Origin of the sequence: Dyadobacter sp. CY312, assembly GCF_021390535.1 — a bacterium.
Classification (GTDB): domain Bacteria; phylum Bacteroidota; class Bacteroidia; order Cytophagales; family Spirosomataceae; genus Dyadobacter.
Genome location: NZ_JAJUXG010000020.1, coordinates 134001 through 147416, shown reverse-complemented (window position 1 = coordinate 147416; position 13416 = coordinate 134001). Strand labels below are relative to the sequence as shown.

General features: G+C 40.1%; 10 protein-coding genes. 7 read left to right on the top strand and 3 right to left on the bottom strand.

The features are described 5' to 3' along the window. Nucleotides 1-67 precede the first annotated feature (67 nt). Both LZG71_RS25790 and LZG71_RS25785 read right to left on the bottom strand, forming a co-directional pair. A complete protein-coding gene (locus LZG71_RS25790) occupies nt 68-703 on the bottom strand; it encodes an alpha/beta fold hydrolase (RefSeq protein ID WP_233825391.1) in 636 nt (211 codons plus the stop codon). A 1195-nt stretch (nt 704-1898) separates the two neighbouring features. Continuing rightward, nucleotides 1899-2183: a hypothetical protein gene (locus tag LZG71_RS25785; protein ID WP_233825389.1), complete on the bottom strand. Its 285-nt coding sequence runs from the start codon at nt 2181-2183 to the stop codon at nt 1899-1901. 923 nt (nt 2184-3106) lie between these two features. Between LZG71_RS25785 and LZG71_RS25780 the strand changes: the two genes are divergently transcribed. The 6 genes from LZG71_RS25780 (at nt 3107) to LZG71_RS25755 (ending at nt 10040) form a co-directional block, all read left to right on the top strand. After that, nucleotides 3107-3286, top strand: a complete 180-nt coding sequence (locus LZG71_RS25780; RefSeq protein ID WP_233825387.1) for a hypothetical protein — start codon at nt 3107-3109, stop codon at nt 3284-3286. A 244-nt stretch (nt 3287-3530) separates the two neighbouring features. Further along, entirely contained in the window at nt 3531-4445 is a 915-nt protein-coding gene (locus LZG71_RS25775) for a toprim domain-containing protein (RefSeq protein ID WP_233825385.1), read from the top strand. 202 nt (nt 4446-4647) lie between these two features. After that, nucleotides 4648-5040: a plasmid mobilization protein gene (locus LZG71_RS25770; protein ID WP_233825383.1), complete on the top strand. Its 393-nt coding sequence runs from the start codon at nt 4648-4650 to the stop codon at nt 5038-5040. Further along, entirely contained in the window at nt 5025-6323 is a 1299-nt protein-coding gene (locus tag LZG71_RS25765) for a relaxase/mobilization nuclease domain-containing protein (RefSeq protein ID WP_233825382.1), read from the top strand. The genes LZG71_RS25770 and LZG71_RS25765 overlap by 16 nt, the downstream gene beginning before the upstream one ends. Nucleotides 6324-6335: 12 nt before the next feature. After that, entirely contained in the window at nt 6336-8321 is a 1986-nt protein-coding gene (mobC, locus tag LZG71_RS25760) for a conjugal transfer protein MobC (RefSeq protein ID WP_233825380.1), read from the top strand. 1140 nt (nt 8322-9461) lie between these two features. Beyond that, nucleotides 9462-10040, top strand: coding sequence for a Crp/Fnr family transcriptional regulator (locus LZG71_RS25755; protein ID WP_233825378.1), 579 nt, complete (start codon nt 9462-9464; stop codon nt 10038-10040). Between the two features lie 424 nt (nt 10041-10464). Here the strand turns inward: LZG71_RS25755 and LZG71_RS25750 are convergent, their stop codons facing one another. Continuing rightward, nucleotides 10465-11250 carry a hypothetical protein gene (locus LZG71_RS25750; protein ID WP_233825376.1) on the bottom strand — a complete coding sequence of 262 codons (786 nt, stop codon included), beginning with the start codon at nt 11248-11250 and terminating at the stop codon, nt 10465-10467. A 677-nt stretch (nt 11251-11927) separates the two neighbouring features. Here LZG71_RS25750 and LZG71_RS25745 point away from each other — a divergent pair. Then, a complete protein-coding gene (locus LZG71_RS25745) occupies nt 11928-13409 on the top strand; it encodes a hypothetical protein (protein WP_233825374.1) in 1482 nt (493 codons plus the stop codon). The last annotated feature ends 7 nt before the right edge of the window (nt 13410-13416 follow it).

Below are 13416 nucleotides of genomic sequence, written 5' to 3'. Positions count from 1 at the left end.
AATCCAGTAGCTTTTGAAGCCTTGTATTACCAAAAAGCAGGATGAGATTTAAATTGTAATTATTTAACTAACCCGCAAAAAGTGTAAACCGAAAGTGAACCACGTCAGGGAGTTGGCTGGCATATTGTAGGTCTTCTATAAATTCTCTAACTTCAAGTGCGACGCCGGAATTAGCACCACCTGCATTTTTCGCGGTCTCATAAAGCATATCTTCATCAGTCTGAGAAGGACGGTTATAGAATTCGTGCGAGGGATCAACAAATAATATCGCTGCCGTTTTCAGGGGGTTTTTAACCGCATAATCTCTTATGATCAAACCGCCTAATGAGTGTCCGATCAATATTACCTTTCTTCCGTTTGAAAATTTATCGATAACCCTTTCCAACTCGCTTCGCAACCGTTCAATATTTCTTGGGGTTGGGCCATTTTCTGATTTTCCATAACCTGCCCGGTCATACATGAGCACATCAAATTTTCCGTTTATTTCTGAAGCAACATCTTTTTCAATCCATACCTTATGATCGTTGCCTAACCCGGATTCAAAAACAACTAAATACTTAGTGTTTGTTATTGCAGAGAAAGATGTTAGTTTGTGAGTGGTTAAATCGATTTTTGTTTCTGCGAACAGAGGTGATGGATCGTTCTTCTTTTTACAAGAAACAACGAATGCAAGCATAGCCAACGCGATTAATATAATTTTCATTTCTGCTTATTATGTAATTTTTTGCAAAGCTACTTTACTTTTGCAAAACTATTCTGACTAGAATGATAAGCGGTGCACCCAGGTTAAATTGGAATTTGATGGAGTAAGAATTGGTTCTTAAAAGGAAGGATAGTATCAACTAATGGGATGCCAGCCTAGCTGGGAATCCTTCACGAATTCCGTGGTGTTTATTATTTTTCGTTTTCCGATATATTTAAATCAAAAGCGTTTTTACGGACATTAATATTTTAGGCTTACCCAGAGTCTATTAGATCTAAAATTAAATAATGTAGAAGAGTAGCCATTTTCTTACAGGATCATTTTCTCAATAGCCCTCACAGTTTAATCTGATTATCAGGTATAGAGAATCTTTATTACATTATTTTTCTGCACAACACCGGCGGCACTTTTTTGCGGTCAGCCTCCGATGCACTTTCTTTTAATCAAGCCCTTTTGAGATTAATATTCTTTATCATACGATCCCGTGTAATAGCCACAGATATAAGACATGCGTGAAACCTCCAATATGATTCCATCAGGCCTCGTGTTCTTTGCGTAGTAGTAAGCAGCAGTTGTAACATTTGCACCGACTGAGGAAACTGCACCCAATACTATTCTTAAAAACCCGCTTGTCCTGGCGTTGTTTTCCGGTAGTTGATTAAAGACATTCATCCACTAGTATCCGGAATGCCTGAGCATCGAAGCGGTAATCAGCAAAATTCCTTTTTCTATTTCAACTAATTTTGAAGAAATAATTGCCGTCTCCAGTTTTTCTATTTCACGTTTGTATAACTCGAACGCTTCTGTCGAAGGGATGTTCTCTAAAACCGAATAAGTTGTTTCAGCATTGACTGACCCGGAGCAGAAAGGTGATGCGACAGTGACACCCTTTTTAAGTCTTTTCTGATTTCACTTTCAAGAACCGGTAACCTCGAAAGGGTTATGGTAGTACCGCTATACTTTTTTGAGAAACGTTCAGGATACCGGTTGTGACCTAAGCGTGTTGTGTCGCCCGTATGGAATTCATAAGTACGTAGTGAATCAAGTATAATATTGTGCCAGATGCAGATACTGCCATATGGATTGCGCTGGTTCTCTGCAATCCTGTTGTGTACTCTTTTATTTAGATCACCCTCTGAACTGCTGCATTTGAATTTAGTTCAGCCTGTAATGATACAGGCTGAACTGACAAGGCCTAAATCCCCTGAAAAGTATTTAATTTTTGACTAAGCTCGACTAGTCCTGCTTTCTCCAAACAGTCGTTACTTATCTTCGAAAGATCGGCAACACCTTCCTTTGTTGCAACAGTGAAAATTCCAGTAGGGCTTTCAGCCTCTGATTCAAGCCCTCTTTTGATAACCTGTGTCAGTAAGAGTACTTGCTTTCTGCTGATTTTTAAATCCAGCTTTACCAAATCATTCATTCCTGGAATGCAAAGCAGTGTTTCATACACTTTTACTACTTCGTTACTTGTCATCATACGCCTCAGTTTTAAATTGTTCAACTTCACATTGCAAAGATAGCCTGACCGATAATGTTGCACCAGAGCAAAATTTGCGGTGGTGCCTGTAATGCCTAGTTGGATATTCCGAACCAATGAGAGCCACTTTTTTAATTTGATCCGTGTTCATTACGGGCAACATGAACCACTTTGTGAAAAAGCAGATACTGAGATTCCGGCGTAATTGAGCCACTTGTTATAAACTTGCTTATTCCGGTGAAAGTGAGCCAGTCGTTATTGGTAGCATCAATTTCAACTGACCAGCGTTAGCAGAACTTCAAAACTCGGATACTTTGATGAGCCGTTGCTTGTAATGTATGCATCTTCTGTACCAAAGGCTTTTCACAGAAAGCTTTCCGAAATTGAAGTGGATGAATTTGTAGAAAAGATAAGATTTATACAACTGCTATTCATCTGGATTCAAAGTTGCTCACAACAAACTAATTATCTGACTGAGAGCATACGGAATAAGAGCCGGAGTTCTGATCTGTAAAAGTTCTTGGTTTTGTACAAGGAGGATTTATTTTGCTAGTTTATTCCGAATTTATTTAGATGTGTTGCAGAGCCGAATCTTTCTTGAATTGCATCAAGGCGCTTTAACAACTCTTTCAACTTTCTTTTTACCTCCTTTTCTATCCGATTCGGCCTGAGAAACCATTAGTAAGTTTTGGGCTACCGGCCATTCACTTTTCTGCAGTATTTCAGAACAATTCCCCATGCCATTCCAGATTGATTAGGTAACAATTTTCAGTAGTTCCTGCCATTGCATAAACGATCGACTTACAAAGTTGACAGCAAAACAATTAAAACATTTATGCCAAATTATTGGGTTATCGTGGCAAATGGAATAGTTTTTTTTGCAAACGGCGCACTCAAAATTTTAGGATCAAAATGTTACGGTGATGGAAGATAACTTATGGACAGATTTTACTAATCGCTTCGGAACTCCCAAGTTCCAAAACCTTGGGCAGCTAAGAGAATATGAACAGGAGGTTGTTCTAAACCGGAAGAAATGGGAATATGAGCTGGATGAGTTAGTAAAACAGCTATACCGCCTGAAAAGAAACGGGTTGCTTGACTAATGGTACTGTACTGGATATTTCGGAGAAGTTGACCAGCTAATTCCGTGGCAAATTGACCACCAAATTAGCTGCGGCCAGTAGCAAAAATGCTGTCAAAATTAGTAAATACAAAGTGCAACTACAGGTAGTCCTTTTCGGACTCCAGTTGCAACCACTGCAATTTTTGCAGTGGTTGCAATCCTTCCACAGCCCCGCAATATCTTCGTGTCACATTACTGAATTGTGAAACGAAAATTTGTGCTGTATGGATTTCAGAGAAAGGCGGCTTACCATAGCGGAAGCTAAAGAAATGGACATGGTTGACTACCTGTCCTCATTAGGCCATGAGCCTACATCAATCAAGGGGAACAGTCATTGGTTTCTTTCCCCACTTCATGATGAGAATACACCATCCTTTACCATCAACAGAAACCGGAATATCTGGTATGACTTTGGTTTAGGAAAAGGTGGCAGCATCATCGACTTCGGAGTTCTTTACCACAGGACAACGATTCCCGAATTTCTGCAATTGTTGTCCGTTGGAAATACCGGACTGATTGTTCCTCTTATCAATCATAAACTGAAGCAAACTCAATCCGACGAAGGGAAGATTAAGATTACGCGAGAATCGGTGATTAGCTCACCATCACTTTTGAATTACTTGCACCAAAGAGGAATTTCAATCTCCATTGCAGAACTGTATTGCAAGGAAGTCCGCTTTGAATCCAACGGCAAAAACTACTATGGCATCGGATTCCCAAATGATGCAGGAGGTTATGAAATTCGCAACCAGTATTTCAAAGGAAGTAGTTCGCCAAAAGGCATAACGACACTCAAAAGCGGTTCCTATAGTATCGCCATTTTTGAAGGTTTTTTTGATTTCCTTTCTTACAAGACACTGCAAGATCAATTGGGTAAATCAGCTAGTGATTACCTGATCCTAAACTCACTTTCATTTTTCGAAAAGTCCCTCACTGCGCTGGATGACTACAAGGTTGCCCATCTCTATCTTGATAACAATATTGCCGGACAGAAATGTGTGCAGTCCGCACTATCAAAGAGCAACCGCTTCAAGGATGAAAGTAGTCTTTATGCAGGCTTTGATGACCTGAATGATTTTCTCTTAACCCGCCAGAAAGCGCCTGTTAAAAAGCAGAGAAGAGGATTGAGGCCAGGATAATGGGCAACCTTGCTTTTGAAAGAATCTTCCTGCTTTACAAAAATCTAAAAAGCCTTACAAAAGGCAAAGGGACTTTCCGGTGTCCCGAAAGTGGCAAGATGTCCGAAAGTATCACTTTCCTTTTTTTTAGCCGCACTTACTCCGAAGTCGTGTGCGGTGATTTAGAAAACCAAAATTGTTCAACCTGTGAAAATGATTCGTGATGAAAGAGATCAAAAAACTAAAAGACAAATGGCTGCATATCCGTATTGATGATACCGAGCAGAAGCAAATCCAGGGGCTGTTCGCCAAATCAAAAGACCGAAAGCTTAGCGGTTATTTAAGAAAGGTGATTCTGCAAAAACCTGTGACTGTCATCTATCATAACCAATCCCTGGATGATATCGTAACTGTTCTGACCCGGCTCCAAAACGATCTGAATGGTCTGGCTAACAATTACAATCAGGCGGTGCATAAACTGCATACACTTCGGGATATTCCTGAGTATGTCCTGTGGCTAATAACCTATGAGCACGACCGAAAAAAGCTGCTGGACGACGTAGCGGAAATCAAATCCTACATCCGAAAAACGGCGGCATTATGGTTGCAATCATAAACACCGGGAACTCGATCCGTGCGGCGTTTATGTACAACGAAAACAAGGTGGAAGAGGGAGTTGCCGATCTGATTATGGCAGCCAATTACCCGATGGACTTGACCGATATGAAAAGAGATCACCGGCTCAACATGCTTTTGAAAACGGCTGCGAATAATGATAATGTCAAGCGTAACAGTGTGCACATCTCTTTAAATTTTGCAGCTGGTGAAAAGCTTTCACAAAAGGTTCTTACCGGCATTGCAGCGGAATACATGGAGGGGATCGGTTTCGGTGGGCAGCCATTTCTGGTATATGAACACAAGGATGTTGCTCATCAGCACCTGCACATCGTAACGGTAAAAGTACGTCCGGATGGAAGCCGGATTGACATGCAGAACATCGGTAAAGTGCAGTCACAGCAAACCAGAAAGCAGCTTGAAGTTAAATACGGTCTGGTCAAAGCTGAACTATCCAAGCAACCAGTTTTAGAAGTAAAAGCCGTTAATGCTGCCAGGGTAGGGTACGGAAAAACGCAGACCAAACGAGCCATTTACAATGTACTTTGTGCCGTTTTGAAACAATATAAATACACGTCTTTGGCTGAGCTGAATGCAGTGCTTAGACTTTACAATGTGACTGCCGAAAGAGGTAGCGAAGGTTCAAGATTACATAAACACCGGGGGCTTTTGTACCGTGTTTTAGACGCTGATGGAATGCCCGTTGGTGTACCGATCAAGGCAAGTCTGTTTCCTGAAATGTTTCCTGACAAACCGACCTTAAACTACATCGAAAGCCGGTACATTATCAATGAAACGCTGCGTCAGCCTGATGAAAAAAGAGTGAAATCAGCAATTGATTTTGCGCTGATTCATCCGGACCGCAGTAGCATTCAGAGTATGATTAAAGAGCTAAATGGCAAAGGAATAGCGACGGTTTTAAGACAGAATCAGGATGGATTAATCTATGGAATCACCTTCATTGACCACCAAACCAAAGCTGTTTTTAATGGCAGTGACCTGGGTAAACAGTACAGTGCAAAAGGTATCGCTGAGCGGTGTAAAGGTGAAAGCTCGATGCAAAAAAGTCAGCAGATTAGCCAATTTGAAAACAAAGAAATGCCCGATGCTGGCAGCAGGAGCAAATCATCTAATACCATCAACTCAGCAGATTTTGAATCATATAGCCGTGAGGGAAACGTGCTTGATGAACTGCTGAAAGTGGAGTACGGAGCAGATTACTTGCCACGGCAATGGAAGAAAAGACGAAAAGGAAAACGCAGGAACAACTCAAACAATCTTTAGAAATTATCAATTATGGCACACCAGACAGGGGAGAACGAACAGGCGCTAAGAAAGATTCTGGACATGACACGTATGATAAGCCTGGTGCTTTTAGGGCTTCATTTTTACTATTATTGTTACGCTGCATTCAGTCAGTGGGAAATCGTTTCCAGCTTTACAGACCGCCTGCTACACAATGTAACAGCAACAGGGTTGTTTAGCAGCTTTTTGAAATCGAAGGTATTTGCACTCGGCTTTCTGGCTATTTCACTTCTGGGTTCCAGGGGGAAGAAGAGCGAAAAACTGCAATACAAAAACGCATTTGTTTACATGACAGCAGGGCTTCTTGTGTATTTTTTAAGCTACTATTTACTATTAATAAAACTGACTGTCGCCGCTAGCGCCATGCTCTATTTCACAGTGACAATTTCAGGATATTTACTGATCCTGAAAGGCGGAACTATCCTTTCCCGCATCATTAAAGACAAACTTAAAAAGGATATTTTCAACCTCGAAAATGAAACGTTTCCACAGGAAGAGCGGCTTCTTGAAAACGAATACTCGATCAACCTGCCAGCAAAGTATCAGCTGAAAGATAAGCTGCGCAGTAGCTGGATCAACATCATCAATCCTTTCAGAGGACTGCTTGTAAGTGGTACGCCAGGGGCGGGGAAGAGTTATTTTGTCATACGACATGTGATCACCCAGCACATCAAAAAAGGATTTTCTATGTTTGTGTATGATTTTAAATTCGCTGATTTATCCATTATCTTATACAACACCTGGTTAAAAAGCAAACACCTTTTTAAGGTCGAGCCAAAGTTCTATGTGATCAATTTTGATGACCTGACACGCAGTCACCGATGCAATCCGCTGGATCCTTCGGGCATGGTCGACATCACCGATGCATCCGAATCTGCCCGGACCATTCTGATGGGACTTAACCGGGAATGGATTAAAAAACAAGGCGATTTTTTCGTGGAATCACCCATCAATTTTCTGTCGGCGATTATCTGGTATCTGCGCAGATATCAGGACGGGATCTTCTGTACACTGCCCCATGTGATAGAGCTCATGCAGGTAGATTATGATAGTCTTTTTACGATTCTAAGAACAGAAAAGGAGATTGAGGTATTGATCAATCCGTTCGTAAATGCCTACATGAACGATGTCATGGAGCAGCTTGAAGGGCAGATTGCATCAGCAAAAATATCGATGGCAAGGCTTTCATCTCCGCAGCTTTACTATGTTCTGTCTGGCTCGGACTTTACCCTGGATATCAACAATCCCGATGAACCCAAGCTGGTTTGTATGGGTAATAATCCTCAGAAGATACAGATTTATGGGGCGGTACTTTCACTGTATGTGAACCGCCTGGTCAAGTTGGTCAACCAAAAGGGCAAGCTAAAAAGTAGTTTGATCTTCGATGAATTCCCGACAATCTATCTCAATAACATGGACGGTCTGATCGCCACAGCCAGAAGTAACAAGGTTGCCACGACACTGGGTATCCAGGATTTGAGCCAGCTTAAAAAGGATTACGGCCGTGAACAGGCTGATGTTATCATGAACATTATTGGAAATATTGTTTCCGGTCAGGTGACTGGTGACACCGCGAAACAACTATCAGAACGCTTCGGGAAAATCATGCAGGATCGTGAAAGCCTATCCATTAACAGCTCGGATACATCGATTAGTAGATCCCAACAGCTTGAACCCGCGGTACCGCCGTCGAAGATTTCAGGGTTATCATCCGGAGAATTTGTCGGAATGGTTGCCGATGATCCCACTAATAAAATTGCTTTGAAGACTTTCCATTGTGAGATTCAGAATGACCATGATGCTCTTAAAAGAGAAGAGGAATCATACCAGCCAATCCCAGTAGTCCGCACAGTTGATCAGGCGATGATCCAAAGGAATTACAACCAGATCAAGCAGGATGTTCAGGATATAATAGCCTCTGAGATGGAGCGGCTAAGTGAGGATCCGGCGCTGGCCGGGTTGATTATTAAAAAGTAAAAATTTTATATTCTTCCGCGGTTTTAGTCACTTGTAAGTTATTGGAATTGCAACAATAAAGTGGGGAAATGTTAAGCCGCAATTTTCTGCATATTTAAAATTTTATCAAATTCGTCGGGTGACATGTATCCCAATGGACAGGTATAAAATGTATGATGATCAACTACTACTTATCCTCCTGGAATCTGCTGATCGACAACGATATAAACACTAAGAGAGCTGAAATTGTACATTATATACTTCGCAGTAACTAATCTCATGAGCGTTTTCTTAATCTTCGATAATCACAATTCTAACTAGGCGCTTTGTCTTTCTACATAAGGTCGTAAGTAGCTGGATACAAAAAATAGCTGCGTTTACCCTTAAGTTATGTGCAATCATGTACTGGGGTTTAGGTAACGGTTAAATGTCATGGTAAATAGCCGAGTGCTAAGATAAAGGCTTGGCACCATCAGTTTTTACGCCGAAATGTTGGTAAACTGGCAACTGCTAGGCATTCAGTAGCTTTTCAATAAGACAATCCCAATTCAATGGACTAGTATTGTTAGCTCTAGAAGGTGTGCCCCACACCGACTAGCGCATTTTTTTTAGCAGTATCGAACGTTAAAATATTAAATTGCACAATATCATTAAATTTTGTAAATTTATTTCTATACAACTCTTGTGTAAATGAAATTAAACAGTATGTTTACAGATAAATTATTCATTTCATTTATCCCCTCACAATTTGATGGTCTCAATATCTAAATACCCACATTTTTTTAAACCTAGGTTAAGTTTACTTGATAAACTACCTGCCCCTTTTGCATGACTCAGTACGCCTGTATTTTTTAATACACTCCTAGTAAAAAAGGAGAATCGCGAAATTCTTCTCAGCAGGGCAGACGAGGATATAAGAAAATTATTAAAGATGGGGTCGTCTTCGTCTTGATATCTTGGGCTATAACAATATTATTAGAGTTGAGCTGAGGAGTCGGGACAGTTTCGGCGAAATATTGAAATTAAGTATTCCAAGAATGGAACAAGAAGTTGATTCTGTAATTGTTAAACAAATCTACCTGTCAAGTCAATTGAATTAGAAATTTTAGTCCAGTTATGCATCTTAATATTTAATAATTCATCAATAAAATTTTTACACGCATGGTATTTTCTGATAAGTGTCTTGCCTTCTTGAATTCAGTTTATGATTTGGGGGGGAGTTGTGAATCTCAATTCAAAGAAAAATTACATTTTACCATGGCCAAAAAAAATGATATTCTTCTCGAAGTGGGTGAACTGTGTGACAAGTTGTGGTTCCTGAATAAAGGGTTGACCCGTGGTTTTTATTTGCATGGGAATAAGGAGATCACTTCTTGGTTTGCGGTTGAGAATCAATTTTTCTACGCTGCGGATAGTTTTTTGAACGAGAAACCTACTTCTGAACGAATACAGGTCATTGAGCCCGTGGAAATGGTTTATATTTATAAGAGAGATCTCTACGAACTTTACGATGAACATCCTTCATTAAACCACGCTGCCCGGATTTTTGCAGAAAGATATCGACTTTTGAATCACGAACGACTCATTAATATACGAATGCATACAGCGAAGGAGAGATTGGAGCTGTTTGCAAAGAATCATAGATCGTTATTTCTTCGCGTGCCGCAAAAACATATCGCATCGCACATCGGTATATCAGAGGGGTACGTTAGCGAACTACTTGGTCGATTCAAGGTATAATACAATTCTTCGGAAATTGTAATTGATATAGATATTTTGTGAGTAATTGAGATATTAACTGGACTTAATGAACATATTTCATTTGCGCAAAATGAATTAATATAATTGGTTTGAAATACCTTGGTACGTTTAGTACTAAATCCGAATTTTATCCATTTTTCAATTCTAAATATGAAGATTGGTTAGTTAGATATCCTGTTTATACCCAAAATTCGGAGAGATTACCGTTTAAGTTCGATTATCAATTGGTTTCTGAATGCCAGAGAAATTTGAGTAATTCGGTGCGATAATGTTCGTGAGGTATTCCTAGTATTTATAGTTTTTGTTTTAGATGATGGCAAGCTCAACAATATTATGTAAACTTCTAACAGATTAAACTACTCACTAACAATACCTTATATCTAATTTTACACATATTAAAAGTTTACACATAATCCTGAGGGTGATGCGGGCGGGCCGGATCGACGGCACAGCTATAATGCAGCGCAAAATCAGTAAGCGTTCTATTAATTACCGGGGCATATTTACTGCCTTTGCTGACAGCAGCTTTCAGCGGGGTCGCCCGGCGATTATCCGATACAATAGCCTGTGGAACACCACCAATCCATTGCAGACAGGAGTCCAGACAAAGAATAAGATCCTCCCTTTTTTGTGAAGCAACGGCTTTTACAAAAGTATACTGGCTGCAGGGCAGAACACCTACAAAAACCTCTACTTCAACTTGTTCTCCGGTCGCTTTATCGATGTAGGATAATTTTTTGCCACAGAAGTCAATGAAGAGCTTTTCTCCGGCTTTATGATCAAGCTTTCCACTATGGTTATTTAGGGAGCGCCAACGACGATAATGAAAAGTAAACTGGGTGTATTTGTAACCCTGTGGATTTTGTTGAAGGTATTCTTTCCAAAGTGCCTGAAGTGTACACCCTGGCTTGCGAAGCTGCTTTTCGAAGTAAGAAAAACGTGCAGCTAGCAGTTCGTAACGCTGTTTTTCAGTCTGTGGCTCTTCGGTAAACAGATCCCGGAGATCGGGCTCTGTAAGATTAATAAGCTCATCAAAGCCCAGATTCAGAGCTGAAAAACGGCTGGTATAATTATCAACGGTCTTACGGTTAATCTTTAACAGATCTGCAACTTTTCTATTACTTAACCCCTTTAATTTTAATGCAATCAAGCTACGTATTTCCATGATATTGATCCTTTGTCCGGCCATGTCGCTGAGATTTAATTCAGAAACAAGGCTATGATAAATCATGGAAAGTGGCCCAATGACTTCCGTTTTTTAAGAAGTTAGATTGCCTGTATTGACAGATCAGGATCGGATTGAAGCAGATTTTGGCCCAATGACCTCCGTTTTAAGATGCCTTGACCAACTCTCACCCGAAGGAATGGCCCATTGACTTCCGAAATCAAAATCATCATTGGCCCAGTAACCTCCGTTTTCGGTCAAAATCGAAATCTTGACTTGCTAATAACCTGGCCCAATGACCTCCGAAAAATGATCCTGAATTTTGGCCCGTTGATTTCCGTTATGACTGGCCCATGATACTCCGAAATGACTGGCCCGGTGAAGTCCGTTTTAGACAATCATGTTATAACCAATTCATCCACAGACAAAATATAACTCCCAAACAGGCTTCCTCTTTTTGAAGATGTAATATGTCAAGAAATCCAATTATTCATAAAATCCAATTATTCATAAAATCGTACTGCGTGGTGTATGGCTTGTAAATTGCTTATCAATGTCGTATTTTTATATATAATATTTATATAGTTCAATTTAGAGGAGGTTCTGATTTGATGGTTGACCTGGCGGCCACCAAGCTGAATTATCCGTTTGTTTGAGTACTCGAATAAAGGAGTTTTTTGTCCATTTAACTAACCACTAGTATGAAAGCAAGAGCTTATTTACTTTCCTCAGTAGCTTTAATTTTTGGAGCTAACTTATTTGGCAGTACGGAAACATTGTCAAGGGATGTCACGATCGTCTTAGATACCTCAGATACTAGGGGAAATCTCAGGAGAGCAGACGATCCCACCCTTTTTCTTAGAAGGTTTTTGGATCCAAGTTTCATAGTAGGCAATGGAGAAGAAAAAGATCAATCTTTAAATGCTGAAAGATGGATGAATCTAGAAGTAGAGCCACCCAATCTTACAGCACTTGAAACCAATTCAAAGCAATCACCATTTTTGGTTTTTGGTGATGGGCTTGCAGCTGGTTGGAAAGACGGAGGTTTGTACAGGGCAGGACAGCAGCTATCTTTTCCTAACTTGTTAGCTCATCAAATGGGTATTTCAAATTTTAATTCACCACTGTTCGACTTGGAACATAGAAATGGTACTGGTTACTTGATTGCTGAAAGGAGTAACTCGGGGCCACGTTGGAAGGAAATTACTAACAATTTGGCGAGCGTAAACTTTTCCGACATTCCAGAGTTTGAACCATACGACGGAGAGGAAGCTGAAAATCTGGCTTTTCCCCGAATTTCTAGGGGTAGTATTAGTGGTATATTATCGCCCAATGAGAATGGTTGGATTTTTGATGAATTTGGGCGGAGGTACACAGATGATATGCCATTTTTATGGAGGTTGGCTCCTGAAGCCAAGAAAAATAGATCAACCTATTGGGATATGGCTTTGAATAAGATTAATGTAAAACAGCCCGCTATCGTTATGTCTGTGTTTGGATTCGATGAGATGATGGAAGAGAACTTGGAGAATAAACATGTCAAAATGAGTTGGGGAATGGCATCATCTGAAACATCTCCCCTCACCATATTATTGGCTGATCAAGCAAAAAGAGCGGGAGCTATTGGAGTCGTCTTTACAATACCAGATTTTCGGCACCTACCTTATTTTAACTGGTTTACTAAAAGTAAGTTGGATCAGATTAATCCCAATATAAAATTAACACTTTCCAGAGAAAATATATTGGGTGTAAGAGAAATAGCCGGAGACATGGTTTTTCTTCCCACGCAAAATGTTGAGTTTGTCTTTAAAAATGCAAAAGAGGGAAGGGGTGCTGAGTTTCCACTACTAGACACTGATGTAGCGGATCACGAGGAATTAGTGGGAGGTTCTTCAGAGCTAATCAATTTAAGAATCAAACGAGAAGCCAAAGAGAAAGGTTTGATAGTGGTAGACTTAGCCGACCTATATAAAAGAATATATGAGGGTGACTTTAAATCCAAGGACGGATATCTAATTGACGGTGGGGTCAATGGCAACTTTTTTTCTTCAGATGGAATTTACCCCTCTTCGATAGGGAATGCCGTAATAGCTAATGAGGCAATTGAAGTCCTTAATGATACTTTTAATGCTAAAATAAAACTAATTGACATTACACAATTTGTGAAAATCATAGAGAATTGAACTTTGA